This is a genomic window from Ollibium composti, assembly GCF_004801285.1.
Classification (GTDB): domain Bacteria; phylum Pseudomonadota; class Alphaproteobacteria; order Rhizobiales; family Rhizobiaceae; genus Mesorhizobium; species Mesorhizobium composti.
In genome coordinates this window covers 396,658-411,598 of record NZ_SSNY01000001.1, presented here as the reverse complement: position 1 = coordinate 411,598, position 14,941 = coordinate 396,658, and the positions used below count along the sequence as shown (strand labels likewise).

Annotated in this window: 19 protein-coding genes and 1 tRNA gene; 7 read left to right on the top strand and 13 right to left on the bottom strand. The window is 65.5% G+C overall.

Going from position 1 to position 14,941, the window contains the following annotated elements:
* Positions 1-86: 86 nt before the first annotated feature.
* From E6C48_RS01970 to E6C48_RS23100, 3 genes are all read right to left on the bottom strand, one after another.
* Complete coding sequence (locus E6C48_RS01970) at positions 87-524, bottom strand: DUF1489 family protein (protein ID WP_136353432.1); 438 nt, start codon at positions 522-524, stop codon at positions 87-89.
* A 67-nt stretch (positions 525-591) separates the two neighbouring features.
* On the bottom strand, positions 592-930 hold the full coding sequence (locus E6C48_RS22775) for a type II toxin-antitoxin system HicB family antitoxin (protein WP_136353430.1): 339 nt from the start codon (positions 928-930) through the stop codon (positions 592-594).
* Positions 927-1,073 carry a hypothetical protein gene (locus tag E6C48_RS23100; RefSeq protein WP_330998552.1) on the bottom strand — a complete coding sequence of 49 codons (147 nt, stop codon included), beginning with the start codon at positions 1,071-1,073 and terminating at the stop codon, positions 927-929. The genes E6C48_RS22775 and E6C48_RS23100 overlap by 4 nt, the downstream gene beginning before the upstream one ends.
* Here E6C48_RS23100 and E6C48_RS23095 point away from each other — a divergent pair.
* A complete protein-coding gene (locus tag E6C48_RS23095; protein ID WP_330998554.1) occupies positions 1,011-1,157 on the top strand; it encodes a hypothetical protein in 147 nt (48 codons plus the stop codon). The genes E6C48_RS23100 and E6C48_RS23095 overlap by 63 nt on opposite strands.
* 64 nt (positions 1,158-1,221) lie before the next feature.
* Here E6C48_RS23095 and E6C48_RS01955 read toward each other — a convergent pair whose 3' ends face one another.
* The 6 genes from E6C48_RS01955 to E6C48_RS01930 form a co-directional block, all read right to left on the bottom strand.
* Positions 1,222-2,625: an L-serine ammonia-lyase gene (locus E6C48_RS01955; RefSeq protein ID WP_136353426.1), complete on the bottom strand. Its 1,404-nt coding sequence runs from the start codon at positions 2,623-2,625 to the stop codon at positions 1,222-1,224.
* 130 nt (positions 2,626-2,755) lie between these two features.
* Entirely contained in the window at positions 2,756-3,556 is an 801-nt protein-coding gene (locus E6C48_RS01950) for a YdcF family protein (RefSeq protein ID WP_136353424.1), read from the bottom strand.
* A 137-nt stretch (positions 3,557-3,693) separates the two neighbouring features.
* Positions 3,694-5,175, bottom strand: coding sequence for an Asp-tRNA(Asn)/Glu-tRNA(Gln) amidotransferase subunit GatA (gene gatA / locus E6C48_RS01945; protein ID WP_136353422.1), 1,482 nt, complete (start codon positions 5,173-5,175; stop codon positions 3,694-3,696).
* A complete protein-coding gene (locus E6C48_RS01940; RefSeq protein ID WP_136353420.1) occupies positions 5,175-5,642 on the bottom strand; it encodes a GNAT family N-acetyltransferase in 468 nt (155 codons plus the stop codon). Before E6C48_RS01940 ends, gatA begins: the two co-directional genes overlap by 1 nt.
* 5 nt (positions 5,643-5,647) lie before the next feature.
* The gene (gatC, locus tag E6C48_RS01935) at positions 5,648-5,935 is read right to left on the bottom strand and encodes an Asp-tRNA(Asn)/Glu-tRNA(Gln) amidotransferase subunit GatC (protein WP_136353418.1); all 288 of its coding nucleotides are present in this window, start codon (positions 5,933-5,935) and stop codon (positions 5,648-5,650) included.
* Positions 5,936-6,049: 114 nt separating this feature from the next.
* Positions 6,050-6,757: a metal-dependent hydrolase gene (locus E6C48_RS01930; RefSeq protein WP_136353416.1), complete on the bottom strand. Its 708-nt coding sequence runs from the start codon at positions 6,755-6,757 to the stop codon at positions 6,050-6,052.
* 72 nt (positions 6,758-6,829) lie between these two features.
* On the opposite strand from E6C48_RS01930, the gene ruvX reads away from it, so the two are divergent.
* The gene (gene ruvX / locus E6C48_RS01925; protein ID WP_136353414.1) at positions 6,830-7,324 is read left to right on the top strand and encodes a Holliday junction resolvase RuvX; all 495 of its coding nucleotides are present in this window, start codon (positions 6,830-6,832) and stop codon (positions 7,322-7,324) included.
* Here ruvX and E6C48_RS01920 read toward each other — a convergent pair.
* Genes E6C48_RS01920 through E6C48_RS01910 form a run of 3 tightly spaced genes read right to left on the bottom strand, consistent with a single transcriptional unit; the run spans position 7,254 to position 9,886 of the window.
* Positions 7,254-7,583 (bottom strand): DUF6105 family protein, encoded by a 330-nt coding sequence (locus E6C48_RS01920; RefSeq protein ID WP_136353412.1) that lies wholly within the window; start codon positions 7,581-7,583, stop codon positions 7,254-7,256. The genes ruvX and E6C48_RS01920 overlap by 71 nt on opposite strands.
* Positions 7,583-8,212 carry a hypothetical protein gene (locus E6C48_RS01915; protein ID WP_136353410.1) on the bottom strand — a complete coding sequence of 210 codons (630 nt, stop codon included), beginning with the start codon at positions 8,210-8,212 and terminating at the stop codon, positions 7,583-7,585. Before E6C48_RS01915 ends, E6C48_RS01920 begins: the two co-directional genes overlap by 1 nt.
* A gap of 45 nt (positions 8,213-8,257) precedes the next feature.
* Positions 8,258-9,886, bottom strand: a complete 1,629-nt coding sequence (locus E6C48_RS01910; protein ID WP_136353408.1) for an acyl-CoA dehydrogenase family protein — start codon at positions 9,884-9,886, stop codon at positions 8,258-8,260.
* A gap of 163 nt (positions 9,887-10,049) precedes the next feature.
* Here E6C48_RS01910 and E6C48_RS01905 point away from each other — a divergent pair, with 163 nt between their 5' ends.
* From E6C48_RS01905 to E6C48_RS01885, 5 genes are all read left to right on the top strand, one after another.
* Positions 10,050-11,012 carry an aspartate carbamoyltransferase catalytic subunit gene (locus E6C48_RS01905; protein WP_136353406.1) on the top strand — a complete coding sequence of 321 codons (963 nt, stop codon included), beginning with the start codon at positions 10,050-10,052 and terminating at the stop codon, positions 11,010-11,012.
* On the top strand, positions 11,009-12,295 hold the full coding sequence (locus E6C48_RS01900; protein WP_136353404.1) for a dihydroorotase: 1,287 nt from the start codon (positions 11,009-11,011) through the stop codon (positions 12,293-12,295). The genes E6C48_RS01905 and E6C48_RS01900 overlap by 4 nt, the downstream gene beginning before the upstream one ends.
* A 33-nt stretch (positions 12,296-12,328) precedes the next feature.
* Entirely contained in the window at positions 12,329-12,916 is a 588-nt protein-coding gene (plsY, locus tag E6C48_RS01895) for a glycerol-3-phosphate 1-O-acyltransferase PlsY (protein ID WP_136353402.1), read from the top strand.
* A complete protein-coding gene (dprA, locus tag E6C48_RS01890) occupies positions 12,913-14,037 on the top strand; it encodes a DNA-processing protein DprA (RefSeq protein WP_136353400.1) in 1,125 nt (374 codons plus the stop codon). Before plsY ends, dprA begins: the two co-directional genes overlap by 4 nt.
* Before the next feature lie 194 nt (positions 14,038-14,231).
* Positions 14,232-14,308 (top strand) — tRNA-Pro (locus E6C48_RS01885).
* 127 nt (positions 14,309-14,435) lie between these two features.
* Here E6C48_RS01885 and E6C48_RS23090 read toward each other — a convergent pair.
* Positions 14,436-14,915, bottom strand: a complete 480-nt coding sequence (locus E6C48_RS23090; protein ID WP_136353398.1) for an EF-hand domain-containing protein — start codon at positions 14,913-14,915, stop codon at positions 14,436-14,438.
* Positions 14,916-14,941 lie beyond the last annotated feature (26 nt).

The following is a 14,941-nucleotide window of genomic DNA, read 5'->3' as shown; positions in this document are numbered from 1 at the left end:
TGTCGACCGGCTCTCAGCGCGGTCGCTCCGATATCTAGTCCACAATCTTGACCGGGAAAGGGCACCTCCGAGGCCGGTAAAGGCGCTCAGAGCAGGCCGAGTTCTGCCAGTTCATGCCTGAGCTTCGGAGGCATGGCGACCAGCCCCGCCTTGCCCTGGCCGAGATCGCGCGGCGCGTCGGCCGGCTTCAGGTAACGCCAACCCTGGAAAGCGCGACGCGGTTGCCATTCGGTGCGTACCACTTCTGGGTCGAGCATGAGACGGCAGCGACCGATGCCCTGCGCATCGGTGAACGGCCTGATTTCGGTGATGCGCTGGCGGCACTGCACCGAACCCTTGATTACCCAGTAGAGCGAACCGCCGTCGACGATCTCGGCACCGCGCGTCGGCACCATGCGCGTGGTGTGCCAGTGCTCGACCGGCTCGCCCGCCCTGCGCCGCTCGTCGAGCTTGAGGGCGATCCATTCCTCGAGGTCCTCGACGCTGTCGCTGCCGACGCACAATTTCAGGAGATTGAGTGCCATACCCGGAATTTAGCGGCTGGCCTGCCCGCATTCAACGATGCCGAAAGTTTTGCACAGGCGCAGAGCATCAAGATGCTTCGGCTGCCGCCTCTATCGCCTCTGTCACCCACTCGTTCAAACTTTTATTCTCCGACGCGGCGGCAACGACCGCCGCTTCATGCATCTTTGGAGGTAGCCGAATGTTGAACCGTCCTGAGAACTCTCGAAATGGAGCAAGACCCTTTTCCTTGCACATTTCGAGGAAAACGTTCAGCGAGGTCTTACCCTCCTGATAAAGACGATCCACATCACGAGCATAGAAATCCGCGCCGCCGGTCAACCCGACGAATTCCCCACGCAACATGCCGATTTCGGGGTCGAACGAAACGATAGCCTTGTGCCCGTCGATTTCGATGATGTTTTTCATGGTTGTATTCCGTGATTTTCCAGCCATTTCCGGATGCTGGCAACAGCACCTTTGTCCGTATTGGGACTGGGATGAGGACGATGGAAAACACGAACCTCGCCGAACAAAAAGACACCTACACGCGAGCCTTCCCGCTCACTGATTTCCGCACCGAGCGCGACGAAGAGCGCTTCGATATCCGACCATCGGACCGTACCGCTGACCGGCCGGTGGAAAATCTGCTCTAGCGTGGCTTCATGCTTTCGCTTCATATGCTATGGTACCGATATTTGGCACCAAACGCAACGAACATCAACACTCCACGACATTGACCGCCAGACCCCCCAGACTGGTTTCCTTGTACTTCTCGCTCATGTCCATGCCGGTCTGGCGCATGGTTTCCACCGCCGCGTCGAGCGGCACGAAATGCTTGCCGTCGCCCTTGATGGCGAGCGAGGCGGCGGTGACGGCTTTCACGGCGCCGAGCGCGTTACGCTCGATGCAGGGCACCTGGACAAGGCCGCCGACCGGATCGCAGGTCATGCCGAGATGATGCTCCAGCGCGATTTCGGCGGCGTTCTCCACCTGCTCGGGCATGCCGCCCATGACCGCGCACAGACCGGCCGCCGCCATGGCCGAGGCCGAGCCGACCTCGCCCTGGCAGCCGACCTCGGCACCGGAAATGGAAGCGTTGGTCTTGATGATGCCGCCGATAGCGGCGGCCGTCAGCAGGAAGTCGCGGATCGACGCCTGATCGGCCTCCGGGTGGAAGTGCAGCCAGTAGCGCAGCACCGCCGGCACGACGCCGGCCGCGCCGTTGGTCGGCGCCGTGACGACGCGACCGCCGGCGGCATTCTCCTCGTTGACGGCCATGGCGTAGATCGACAGCCAGTCGTTGGCGAGCAGCGGATTGGGCCGGTTCTGCTGCCATTGCTCCTGCAAGCGGTCGTGAAGCTGGCGGGCGCGGCGACGCACCTTCAGACCGCCCGGCATGATGCCTTCCTGCGACAGGCCGCGGTCGATGCAGCCCGTCATTGCGGTCCAGATGGCGTCCAGCCCCGCGTCCAGTTCCTCACGTGTCTGCTGCGTCTCCTCGTTGACGCGCTTCATGTCGGCGATAGACAGGCCGCTTTTTGCTGCCATGGCCAGCATGTCGGCGGCGGTCCTGAAAGGATAGGGAACCTTCTTGCCTTCCGTCGTCACCGAGCCGCGCGCCTTCATGCGCTGTAGTTCTTCTTCCGAAACGACGAAGCCGCCACCGATGGAATAATAGATGCGCTTGAGCAGCAGCCGTCCGCCCGCGTCGTAGGCGTAGAAAGTCATGCCGTTGGCGTGACCGGTCAGCGGCGTCTTCTTGTCCAGAACGAGATCGGTCCTCGGATCGAAGCGGTAGGACGGGTGCCCCGGCGGCGAGATCCGCTTCTCGGCGGTGATCCGCGCCACGATGGCTTCCGTCCGGTCGGGATCGACCGTCTGCGGCGTCTCGCCGGCTAGGCCGAGCACGACGGCGCGGTCGGAACCGTGCCCGATGCCCGTATAGGCCAGCGAACCGTGCAGACTGGCGCCGAGCCGATCCACCACAGCGCCGGCCGGGCGCGGCCAGTCGTTGCCGGCCACTTCATCGAGAAAGCGCCGCGCCGCCGTCATCGGCCCCATCGTGTGCGAACTCGACGGGCCTATGCCGATCTTGAACAGGTCGAAAACCGAGAGGAACACGCTGGCAAATCTCCCTGCCGAAATCCTGTCTTCATACAGGAGATATGGCGATCTTTCTGACGTTTTTCATGCCCCGCGAGCAGCGCCGACCGACCTTGCCTGCTCAGCGCGCGACATGCCCGTCGCCGCGCTATCGATCAGGCCCGGGAAACGGTGCATCGATCTTGCCGGTCAGCCAATAAGCAACGAGGCCGATCCATTCGCGGACAGCGATGGTGGTGGTCTGAACGGAATCGATCGGGTTGTCGGCAAACAGCGAAACGCCCTCCTTGCCGGAGGTGCGGTAGTCGACCGGCCATGGCACCGTCGGAAAGCCCGCCTTGTCGAACAGCGCCTTGGAGCGCGGCATATGGAAGGCGGATGTGACGAGCAGCCATGTCTCGCCGGGCTTCGGCGTCACCAGCGCCTTGGTGAAGACGGCATTCTCGTAGGTGTTGCGTGACTGGCTTTCCAGGACAAGGCGTTCGGGCGCGACGCCCAGCGCCGTCAAAAGGCGCGGTGCGCTCACCCCGTCGCCCTCGCCTTCCAGCACCAGCGTACCGACGCCACCGGTCACCACGACCTTGGCATCCGGATAGCGCCGCGCCAGGATCGCCGTTTCGACGAAGCGGTCGCCGCTGGAGTTCAGCTCGTAGCCGCCGCGGGCAAGATTGATCGCACCTTCGAAGCCGCCGCCCAGCACGACGATGCCGGCGACACGTTCGGGTGGAACCGCAGGCCGGGGATAACGATCCTCCAGCGGCCCGATGAGCAGCGCGCCCAGCGATGTCCAGGTAGAAAAAGCGAGGATCAGGAATGCGACGACCGGCCCGGCAATGCCCAACCGGCGCCATCCGAACACCGCCGCGATACCTCCGGCCAAGAGCAGGAAGATCGCCAGATTGAGCGGCTGCGCGAAGAACCAGAAGACTTTCGACAGGAGGAAGAACATCGAATCCGTGCGTCCTTCGAGGCTCGCTTCGCTCGCACCTCAGGATGAGGGCCGTATGGTGCGGACCTCTGCGAATGGCGTTTGTGTACAACCTCCCTCATCCTGAGGTGCGAGCGAAGCGAGCCTCGAAGGACGCATTACCACCACTTCTGCGGTTGGAACCGACCCGCCGCCTGTTCGATGACATGAGCGGTCTGGAACAGCGTCTCCTCATCGAACGGACGGCCGATCAGCTGCAAGCCGAGCGGCAGGCCGCTGGCATCCAGCCCCGCCGGCACCGCGATGCCAGGCAGGCCGGCCATGTTCACCGTCACCGTGAAGATGTCGTTCAGGTACATCTTCACCGGGTCGGCGTTCATGTCCTGATCGGCGATGCCGAAGGCGGCCGAGGGCGTCGCCGGAGTCAGGATGACGTCGACACCAGCGTGGAAGGCATCCTCGAAGTCCTTCTTGATCAGCGTGCGCACCTTCTGCGCCTGCAGGTAGTAGGCGTCGTAGTAGCCGGCCGACAGCACGTAGGTGCCGATCATGATGCGCCGCTTGACCTCGCGGCCGAAACCGGCGGCGCGGGTGTTCTCGTACATCTCCACGATATCCTTGCCCGGCACGCGCAGGCCATAGCGCACGCCGTCGTAGCGGGCGAGGTTCGAGGAGGCTTCCGCTGGCGCCACGATATAGTAGGCCGGCAGGGCATATTTCGTATGCGGCAGCGAGATATCGACGATCTCGGCACCGGCCTCCTTCAGCCAGGCGATACCCTTCTGCCACAGTGCCTCGATCTCCTCAGGCATGCCGTCCATGCGGTATTCCTTCGGGATGCCGACCTTCATGCCCTTGATCGGGCGACCGATCGCCGCCTCGTAGTCGGGAATCGGGCGGTCGACCGAGGTGGTGTCCTTGGCGTCGACCGAAGCCATCGACTTCAACAGGATCGCGGCGTCGCGGACGTCGCGGGCGATGGGGCCTGCCTGGTCGAGCGACGAGGCGAAGGCGACCGTACCCCAGCGCGAGCAGCGCCCGTAGGTCGGCTTGATGCCGACGGTGCCGGTGAACGCTGCCGGCTGTCGGATCGAGCCGCCCGTATCGGTTGCCGTCGCGCCGGCGCACAGGAAGCCGGAAACGGCGGCCGCCGAGCCGCCGGAGGAGCCGCCCGGCACGAGCTGTTTGTTGGAGCCGTTCGCCCGCCACGGATTGACGACCGGGCCGTAATAGGACGTCTCGTTGGACGAGCCCATGGCGAACTCGTCCATGTTGAGCTTGCCCAGCATGACGGCGCCGTCCGCCCACAGATTGGCCGTCACGGTCGATTCATAACGCGGCTTGAAGCCGTCGAGGATATGGCTGGCCGCCTGTGTGTGCACGCCTTCGGTGGCGAACAGGTCCTTGATGCCGAGCGGAATGCCTTCCAGCGCGCCCGCTTCGCCTTTCGTGAGTTTCGCGTCGGAGGTCTTGGCCATGGCGCGTGCCTTGTCGTGGGTCACGGCGACATAAGCGTTGAGCGAGGGATTGGCCGCATCGATGGCCGCCAGATATGCGTCGGTCAGCTCGGTGGCCGTAAACTCCTTGTCGCGCAGCTTGGTCCGCGCTTCGGCAATCGTCAGTCTCGTCAGGTCGGTCATCAGGAAAGCTTCTTTTCGTAAAACCGGGAAAAACCGGAATCGGGATAATCGAGCACGGCGCCGCAGCGGGTGAAGCCGCCGCGCTCATAGACGCGCCAGGCCGGCTCGAAGCCTTCCGCTTCGCCCGTCTCCAGCACCAGCCGCGACATGGCCTTTTCACGCGCCAGCGTCTCGATGTGCTGGAGGATGCGCGCGCCGATACGCTTGCCGCGCACCTCCGGCAGCGTGAACATGCGCTTGACCTCGCCCACCCCGGCACCGTGGTTCTTCAACGCTCCCATGCCGACGGGATGCCCATCGGCCTCGCGGGCGACGAACAGGGTCACAGTCGGCTCCGCCATCTGCTCGACCGTCAGCTGGAACTGGAATTCGCGCGGCGTGAGCGGCATCATGGTGGCATTGAGCGCCGCGACCATGGTCCGCACGTCGTCCTGCAACGGGGTTTCGATGGCGATTTCGGCCGCCATGGTCGCTATTCAACCACCTTGGGCACGAGGAAGAAGCCCTCTTCGGTCGCCGGCGCGTTGGCGACGATGTCGGCCGCCTTGTTGCCGTCGGTGACGACGTCCTGGCGCTTCTTCATCGCCATCGGCGTCACCGAGGTCATCGGCTCGACGCCCAACACATTCACTTCGTTCAGCTGCTCGACGAAGCCGAGGATGGCGTTCAGTTCCCCGGTCATGCGCTGGGCATCGTCCTCGCTCACCGCAATGCGGGCAAGGCGTGCGACGCGTTTCACCGTCTGGACATCGACTGACATGGCTGTGGTCCGGATATGGAAAGAAAACCTGCCCGGGCTATAGCGGCGGCGCGCCCGCCGCGCAACCGGGCGCGCGCTTCGGCCGGTTCTCGCCCGGCCCTTACCGGCGGTTCGTCAGACCGTGATCGTCTCGCCGATTTTGGGCAGCGCCACCTTGACGCCCGAGCCTTCCATTCCGGCGACGAACTTGTCGGCGTTCTGGTCGATGATCGGGAAGGTGCCGAAATGGCAGGGCACCACCGTTTCGAACTTGAAGAAGCGCCGGCAGGCAAGTGCGGCCACCGCGCCGCCCATGGTGAAGCGGTCGCCGACAGGCACGATGCCGACCGTCGGCTCGTGCAGTTCATGGATGAGAGCCATGTCGGAGAAGATGTCGGTGTCGCCCATGTGGTAGAGCGTCTCGCCGTCGCTGAAATGCAGCACAAGCCCGCCCGGATTGCCGAGATAGGTGTTGCCGCCACCGCCGGATTGCGTCGAGGACGAATGCAGCGCCTGCACGAACGTCGTGGTGAAGCCGCCGCAATCGACCGTGCCGCCGATGTTGCCGGGGTTGATCTTCTTGTCGCTGACGCCCTTGCCGACGAGGAACATGCAGATCTCGAAATTAGCCACCAGCACGGCGCCGGACTTCTTCAGCACCTCGACTGCGCCGCTGATATGGTCGTCATGGCCATGGGTCAAAAGGACGTGCGTGACGCCTTCGGCCGGTCCTTCCCAGCCGCCCTGCCAGGACGGGTTGCCGATAAGATACGGATCGATGAGGATATTGGCTCCGCCCGCCTCGATGCGGAAGGCGGAATGGCCGTACCAGGTAAGCTTCATGGACGTCTCCTCGATTTCTGTCGCCTTGAAGGATAGAACGCCGGCAGGCCAAGTCAAAGGAAAGCCCCGCCCATGACCGTCATCGCCGTCGAGGACATCGCGGGGAGCCTCGCTCCCGGCAAGACGCTTGCCGGGCTGGACCTCGGCGACAAGACGATCGGCATTGCCGTTTCCGACGCGCGCCTTTCCTTCGCCCATCCGCGCCCAGTGATCCTCCGGAAGAAATTCACGCTAGACGTGACGGCGCTCCTGGCTCAGCTGGAGAAAGACGACGTCGGCGCCGTGGTGATCGGCCTGCCCGTCAACATGGACGGCTCGGAAGGGCCGCGCGCGCAGAAATCGCGCGCCTTTGTGCGCAACATGGCGCCGCTCAGCCCCCTGCCCTTCGCCTTCTGGGACGAGCGGTTGTCGACGGTCGCGGCCGAGCGAACGCTGATCGAGATGGATTTTTCCCGCAGCAAGCGCGCCGGCAAGATCGATTCGGCCGCCGCCGCCTTTATTCTGCAGGGAGTTCTGGACCGGCTTCGTGCGCTGAACGGCCCGCCCAGCGGGCATGCGCGGCCCTGATCCAGCCGGCTATGACGCGCCGGCGGCGGAAGGCCAGGATCGCCAGCACGATCAGCGAATCGAACACGCAGGCCCTGGCGACCATGCCCGGAATGAGCGCCGGATCGACGCCCAGAATCTCGCCATAGATCTGGAAAACGAGATCGTGCAACTGCCGGCTGAACATGATGTAGCCGAAACTGAGATCGTTGAGCGACAGGAAATACCAGCCCCAGAACAGGCCGAGCGGCAAGGCCCAGAGCAAAAACAGCGCGCGCATCAGGAGTGTGCTCCAGAATCGGGTCGACCGGAGATGCGGGACAGAAGGGACGCGTGGGCCGCCCCCCTTGCCATCGCGTGAATGGTCGTTCGGCTTGCTGGAACCGGTACGGCCTTCGGCTGGGGAGCGGTCAGGCGTTCTCCCACGACAGCTAGATAGGACGCCGCAAGTGCCGCCAGATGCGCCGCCGAAGGCAGGAAAAGGCCCTCTATGCCCCGCGCGGTGCCGCAGACCAGCACCAGCAGCGATACGCCACCGGCGGCAACGAAGCCGATCTTGAAGATGGTTTCGGTGCTTCCTGCATCCTTGCCCAGGAAGGTTTCGATCAGGGCCCAGCAGAACACCGCCGCGACCACGAGGAAAGCCGCCGCCAGCGGCGCCGCCATCAGCATGCCGTCCAGATTGAGGCTCTGCGGATCGGCATGCGTCGCACCGAACGATGCCAGCGCATTTTCCAGCGCGCCGGCGCCGGTCGTGCAGACAAAGGCCAGCAGGGCAAACAACGCTGCCCAGTGCAAGGCCAGAAAGGAACTTAGAAGGTGGCGCATGACGGTCCCGCTCGGTGACCGTAAACTGATCCTCGGAGCCGCCGACGGCAACGGAAACCATTTGTTAAGGTTAACGGCCATCCACAGGCGGAACGCCTGCCCTCCCGGACTCGGTGCGCAACGCGGTCAGCTTGCCGGATAGAGCGTGTCGAGGATCATGCGCGCATCGTGGCGCGCGTCGATCATGCCGTATGTGGTGCGCCACTGGCCGGCCAGCCGCGTTTCGACGAAGGCGTCGGCGATCCGCCCTGCCCCCAGCCGGCGCAGCTCCGCCGCGGCCGCGGCCAGCGCGAGCTGTTCCGTCAAAAGCCGCGCCGACCCCTCGTCGGTCGCCGCCACCTGCATGGCCGCCTTCAACACACCGATGGTGCCGCGTCCGCTGGCGCCGAGATCGCGATCGATACCGGCCAGCACGTCCTCGAACAGCGCGGGCGCACGCGACAGGACGCGCAGCACGTCAAGCGCCATGACGTTGCCCGACCCTTCCCAGATGGCGTTGACCGGCGCCTCGCGATAGTAGCGCGCCAGCGGCGCCTCCTCGACGTAGCCGTTGCCGCCCAGGCACTCCATGGCCTCATAGAGCAGCGCCGGCGCGATCTTGCACACCCAGTATTTGACCACCGGCGTCATGGCCCGGGCGAAGGCCGCCTCGCCGCGGTCGCCGGCGGCGTCGTCGAAGGAACGCGCCAACCGGAACGAAAGCGCAGTGGCGGCGGCGACGTCCAGCGCCATGTCGGCCAGCACGCGCTGCATCAGCGGCTGGTCGACAAGATTGGAACCGAAGACCTTGCGCTGGCGCGTGTGGTTGACCGCCTCGGCGAGCCCCGCCCGCATGATGGCGGCGGAAGCCACCGCGCAGTCGAGCCGCGTCAAGGTCACCATGTCCATGATCGTCTTCAGGCCGGCGCCCGGTTCACCGACCATCTCGCCGATGGCACCGTCGAACTCGACCTCCGACGAGGCGTTGGAGCGGTTGCCGAGCTTGTCCTTCAGGCGCTGGAAGCGGAAGCCGTTGCCCGAACCGTCGCCGAGGATGCGCGGCACCAGGAAGCACGAAAGGCCTTCCGCCGCCTGTGCCAACACCAGGAAGGCGTCCGACATCGGCGCCGACATGAACCATTTGTGGCCGCTGATGCGGTAGAAGCCACTGGAGCCGGCACGCTCGGCCTTCGTTGTATTGATGCGGACGTCGGTGCCGCCCTGCTTTTCGGTCATGCCCATGCCGAGCGTCAGCCCGGCCTTCTCGACCGGTGGCTTCTGGCTCTGGTCGTATTTGCGCGTCGTCACGCGCGGCGCCCATTCGCGGAAAATCTTGGGGTTGGCCATCAGCGCTGCCAGCGAGGCGCTGGTCATGGTGATGGGGCACAGATGCCCCGTCTCCAGCTGTGCCGTCAGGTAGAAGCGCGCCGCGCGCACCTGGTGACGGCGGCCGATCTCGGCCTCGCCGTTCTCCCACACGGAGGAATGCAGGCCGATCGCCACCGAGCGCCGCAACAGCGCGTGATAGGCCGGGTGGTATTCGACCAGGTCGATGCGGCGGCCCTGCCGGTCGTGCGTGCGCAGCACCGGCGTATCGGTGTTGGCGAGCCGCGCCAAGTCCTGCGCCTCCTGTGTCAGCACGAAGCGGCCGAGCCCGTCGAGATCCTTGCGCACCGGCTCGGAAAAACGCTCGGCAAGCTGGATCAGCAGCGGATCGCTGCGCCAGGCATTGCCGCCGGTCAACGGCTGGGACTGGTTCGATACCTCGTCTGTCACGCCTCATCCTTTACCTGGCTGCAAGATATATACGAATCCGCCGCCGTCGCGGGGTTATAGCGGAGGGTGGCCGCGGGCGCGATGAAAATACCGGTGGAAAGCCGCTCTATCCAAAGCGCGTGCTTGCAGCGCCCTGCCCCGCGCAATATAGCAGCGCCTTGAGATGACCGACGCTTCGCCTCTGCCGCTCTTTCCGCACCGCCATCTGCTTGGCATCGCGCCGCTTTCCCCCGCCGATATAGAACTTTTGCTGGAACGCGCCGATCGCGCGGTGGCGATCTCGCGCCAGCCGGAGAAGAAGACGACGACGCTGCGCGGGCGAACGCAGATCAACCTGTTCTACGAAGCCTCGACGCGCACGCAGTCGTCCTTCGAGCTCGCCGGCAAGCGCCTCGGCGCCGACGTCATGAACATGTCGGTGGCGAGTTCCTCGGTGAAGAAGGGCGAGACGCTGGTCGATACGGCCATGACGCTGAACGCCATGCGGCCGGATATCCTCATCATCCGCCACCAGTCGGCCGGCGCCGCCGCCCTCCTGGCGCAAAAGGTCGGCTGCTCGGTCGTCAATGCCGGCGACGGCACGCACGAACATCCGACGCAGGCCTTGCTCGATGCGCTCACCATCCGCCGCGCCAAGGGGCCGCTGTCGAAGCTGATCGTGGCGATCTGCGGCGACATCCTGCATTCGCGCGTGGCGCGCTCCAACATCATCCTGTTGAATGCGCTTGGCGCGCAGGTGCGCGTGGTGGCGCCTTCCACGCTGCTGCCGTCCGGTATCGAGAAGATGGGCGTCATCGTCCATCGCAGCATGGCCGACGGCCTGAAGGACGCGGATGTGGTGATGATGCTGCGCCTGCAGCGCGAACGCATGGAAGGCGCCTTCGTGCCTTCGGTGCGCGAATATTTCCGCTATTTTGGCCTCGACGCCGAGAAACTGAAGGCGGCCAAGCCCGACGCGCTGGTGATGCATCCCGGCCCGATGAACCGTGGCGTCGAGATCGCCTCCGAGATCGCTGACGGTCCGCAGAGCGTCATCCAGGAGCAGGTCGAGATGGGGGTGGCCGTGCGCATGGCTGTCATGGAAGCCCTGCTCGATCCGCGCCGCAACGAGGGACGGCCGGCATGAGCTTCACCGTCTTCCAGAACGCCCGCGTCGTCGATCCCTCGCGTGGCATCGACGAGGTCGGCACCGTCGTCGTCGACGGGGAAAAAATCGCGGCGGCGGGCAAGGCGGCACTCAACCAGGGTGCGCCGGAAGGCGCCACGGTGATCGATTGCGCCGGCAAGGCGATCCTGCCGGGCTTGGTGGACACGCGCGTCTTCATCGGCGAGCCGGGCGCCGAGCACCGCGAGACGATCGCTTCGGCGAGCATCGCGGCCGCTGCCGGCGGCGTCACCTCCCTCGTCATGATGCCGGACACCGATCCGGTGATCGACGACGTGGCGCTGGTCGAGTTCGTGCTGCGCACCGCGCGCGACACAGCCGCCGTCAACGTCTTTCCGGCCGCTGCCATCACCCGCCGCCTGGCCGGCCGCGAAATGACCGAGTTCGGCCTGCTGCGCGAGGCAGGCGCCGTGGCCTTCACCGACGGCCGCCACACCATCGCCAATTCGCTGGTGATGCGCCGGGCGCTGACCTATGCACGCGACTTCGGCGCCGTCATTGCCCACGAGACGCAGGACGCCGACCTCGGCGGCGCCGGTGTCATGAACGAAGGGCTCTATGCGAGCTGGCTCGGCCTGCCCGGCATCCCGCGCGAGGCCGAGACCATCCCGCTGGAGCGCGACTTTGCGCTGGCGCGGCTGACGCGCGGCGCCTACCACGCCGCCAAGATATCCACGGAAGCGGCGGCCGATGCCGTGCGCCGCGCCAAGAACGACGGGGCCAGCGTGACGGCCGGCGTCGCCATCCACAATCTGGCGCTCAACGAGAACGACGTCGGCGAATACCGCACCTTCTTCCGGCTGATGCCACCGCTGCGCGCCGAGGAGGATCGGTTGGCGATGATCGAAGCCTTGCGCGACGGCACGGTGGACGTGGTCGTCTCCTCGCACGATCCGCAGGACGTCGACACCAAGCGCCTGCCCTTCGCCGACGCCGCCGCCGGTGCGATCGGGCTGGAGACGCTGCTTTCGGTGGCGCTGCGACTCTATCACAACGGCGACCTGCCGCTTCTGCGGCTGGTCGAGACGCTGTCGACGGCGCCGGCAAAACTGTTCGGCCTTCCGGGTGGCCGGCTCGCGCCCGGTGCGCCAGCCGATCTGGTCGTCGTCGATCTCGACGAGCCGTGGATCGTCAGCGAGTCCGCAATCCGCTCGCGCTCGAAAAACACCTGTTTCGAAGGGGCGCGGCTGCAGGGCAAGGTCTTGCAAACACTGGTTGCGGGTCGCACAGTGTTTGCAGCCTGACCGCGGCCAAGCGCGGCCGGCAACGGGGGAGAAATGACGCTGTTTCCTGTTCTCGTGCTGATCGTCGGCTATCTGTGCGGCTCCGTTCCCTTCGGCCTGCTGCTCACGCGCGCCGCCGGGCTGGGCGACGTGCGCTCCATCGGCTCGGGCAATATCGGCGCCACCAATGTGCTGAGGACCGGCAACAAGGGGCTTGCCGCCGCCACCCTCGTCCTCGATGCGCTCAAGGGCACACTGCCCGCTGCGGTCGCCCTGCGCTACGGGCCGGAAGCCGGGGCGATTGCCGGCTTCGGCGCCTTCATCGGCCATCTCTTCCCCGTATGGCTCGGCTTCAAGGGCGGCAAGGGCGTCGCCACCTATCTCGGCGTTCTGATCGGCCTCGCCTGGAAGATCGCGCTGGTGTTCGCGGTCGTGTGGCTCATCATGGCGGCGATCTTCCGCTATTCCTCGCTCGCAGCCCTCGCCGCCTGCGTCATCGTGCCGGTGGCGCTCTACCTGACGGGCCAGGGCACGTTCGCGATCGCCTTCCTCGTCATGAGCGCGCTGGTCTTCTGGCGCCACCGGGCCAACATCGAGCGCCTGATGGCCGGCACCGAAGGCAGGATCGGGGCCAAGGGGTGAGCGAGTCCGTTTCCGGTCCGCGCCTCAGCGACCGGCAGCGGCTTGCCTGGCTTCGCCTGATCCGCACGCCCAATGTCGGGCCGATGACGTTCCGCCAGCTCGTCAACCGCTACGGATCGGCGGAAAGCGCTCTCGCCATGCTGCCCGAACTGACGCTGAACGGCGGCGCGACGCGGGCCGTGCGCATCCCCTCGCCCGACGAGGCCGAAGCCGAGATGGAAGCGGCGCGCCGCCTCGGCGCCCGCTTCGTCGCCGTCGGCGAGCCCGGCTATCCGGCGCTATTGAGGAACATGGACCATCCGCCGCCGCTGCTGGCGATCAAGGGCGATGAAGGCGTCTTCAGCCTGCCCGCCGTCGCCATCGTCGGCGCCCGCAACGCCTCGCTCGCCGGCATCAAGATGGCGCGCATGCTGGCGGCGGAACTCGGCGCGGCGGGCTACGCCATCGTCTCCGGCCTGGCGCGCGGCATAGACACCGCCGCCCATCAGGCAAGCCTGCCGACCGGCACCGTGGCGGCGCTGGCCGGCGGGCTGGACCGGCCCTACCCGCCGGAAAACGCCGCATTGTGCGAGGCGATCGGCGACCAAGGCGGCGCCATCGTGTCAGAAATGCCGTTCGGCTGGCAGCCGCGCGCGCAGGATTTTCCACGCCGCAACCGCATCATTGCCGGCATGGCGCTCGGCCTCGTGGTCGTCGAGGCGGCGAATCGCTCGGGGTCCCTCATCAGCGCGCGGCTCGCCGGCGAACAGGGACGGCTGGTCTTTTCCGTGCCCGGTTCGCCGCTCGATCCGCGCGCGGCCGGTACCAACGGCCTTTTGAAAGACGGCGCCATTCTCGTCACCGAAACCGCCGACGTCCTTGCCGCGCTGGCGCCGCTTGCCGGAGCGCCGACGCCATCACCCGATTCGCTGGCCGAGCCGGAAGACTTCTCGAGCATTCCACCGCCCGGCGATGACGACCGCACCCGCGTGGTCGAGGCGCTGGGGCCGACGCCCGTCGCCGTCGACGAGATCATCCGCCACACCGGCCTGCACGCGGCGCAGGTCCTTACCATTCTCCTGGAACTCGACCTCGCCGGACGGCTGGAGCGCCATGCAGGTGGCAGCGTTTCGCTGGTGTAGATGCGGCGGACGCTGTCGCCGAAAGGTTCGCAATGAGCGAGGCGAACAGATTTCCATCACGACCAAAGATGATTTGCGATCCGCCACCTCGTGAGAACGCTCAGTAGCGCCGAAGCCAACCCTATTCCTTTTCTCGATTTCGTCCGATTGGGCCTTGCGCCGGAAGCGTCGAGAATATAGGGCTTCACGCGGTTCGGAGTGTAGCGCAGCCCGGTAGCGCACTTGACTGGGGGTCAAGGGGTCGTGGGTTCGAATCCCGCCACTCCGACCATTCTTTTCTCGCCCATCCGGGCAACCCCATCCTCACTATGATGGATATCGAAAGAGGCGGCCTGCAATGCCGCCTCCCCCGTTTGAGCATTCGCCAGCGCCCATTCAGCCTAGCGGCAATCGCTTCTCTAGTTCTGCTTGTGCATCGGCTTGTGGTGCTGGCCGTGCTTGCCGTGCCGGTCATGCTTCTTGCCGTGATGGCCGGCGCGCAGTTCCTTGCGGTCAAGCTTGCCGTCGTCGTTGCGATCGAGCGCGGCAAACTCCTTTTCCTTCTGCTTCTGGATCTCGTCCAGCGTCACCTTGCCGTCGCCATTGACGTCCAGCCGGCGTTCCGCGCGGTTGGCCATCCGCTCGACCATGCGCTTCATGACCATGTTCTCGATTTCGTCGCGCGACAGCGTGCCGTCGCCGTTCGCGTCGGCGGCCTTCAGTTCGTCCATCTTCGAGAACTGGGCGAGATCGACCGGACCACGCTTGAAGACCTTGGCGTCTTTCGACGTTTCGGCCTTTTCCTGCACAACGTCGGACTGGTCTTCGCCCTGTGCGTATGTATATCCGACAGAACTGATTGCAGTCAGGATGATAACAGATGCTGCGAGACGCTTCATTACTTCAACTCCACTTGTTTCCTCGT

Coding starts and splice junctions, on each gene's coding strand:
- E6C48_RS01950 (WP_136353424.1), bottom strand. CDS start 3,556: ATGTTCTTCCTCCTGTCGAAAGTCTTCTGGTTCTTCGCGCAGCCGCTC.
- E6C48_RS01915 (WP_136353410.1), bottom strand. CDS start 8,212: ATGGCCGTTAACCTTAACAAATGGTTTCCGTTGCCGTCGGCGGCTCCG.
- E6C48_RS23090 (WP_136353398.1), bottom strand. CDS start 14,915: ATGAAGCGTCTCGCAGCATCTGTTATCATCCTGACTGCAATCAGTTCT.
- E6C48_RS01920 (WP_136353412.1), bottom strand. CDS start 7,583: ATGCGCGCGCTGTTTTTGCTCTGGGCCTTGCCGCTCGGCCTGTTCTGG.
- E6C48_RS22775 (WP_136353430.1), bottom strand. CDS start 930: ATGAAAAACATCATCGAAATCGACGGGCACAAGGCTATCGTTTCGTTC.
- E6C48_RS01940 (WP_136353420.1), bottom strand. CDS start 5,642: ATGGCGGCCGAAATCGCCATCGAAACCCCGTTGCAGGACGACGTGCGG.
- gatA (WP_136353422.1), bottom strand. CDS start 5,175: ATGACCGACCTGACGAGACTGACGATTGCCGAAGCGCGGACCAAGCTG.
- E6C48_RS01905 (WP_136353406.1), top strand. CDS start 10,050: ATGACCGACGCTTCGCCTCTGCCGCTCTTTCCGCACCGCCATCTGCTT.
- plsY (WP_136353402.1), top strand. CDS start 12,329: ATGACGCTGTTTCCTGTTCTCGTGCTGATCGTCGGCTATCTGTGCGGC.
- E6C48_RS01900 (WP_136353404.1), top strand. CDS start 11,009: ATGAGCTTCACCGTCTTCCAGAACGCCCGCGTCGTCGATCCCTCGCGT.
- E6C48_RS01930 (WP_136353416.1), bottom strand. CDS start 6,757: ATGAAGCTTACCTGGTACGGCCATTCCGCCTTCCGCATCGAGGCGGGC.
- ruvX (WP_136353414.1), top strand. CDS start 6,830: ATGACCGTCATCGCCGTCGAGGACATCGCGGGGAGCCTCGCTCCCGGC.
- E6C48_RS01970 (WP_136353432.1), bottom strand. CDS start 524: ATGGCACTCAATCTCCTGAAATTGTGCGTCGGCAGCGACAGCGTCGAG.
- E6C48_RS23095 (WP_330998554.1), top strand. CDS start 1,011: ATGGAAAACACGAACCTCGCCGAACAAAAAGACACCTACACGCGAGCC.
- gatC (WP_136353418.1), bottom strand. CDS start 5,935: ATGTCAGTCGATGTCCAGACGGTGAAACGCGTCGCACGCCTTGCCCGC.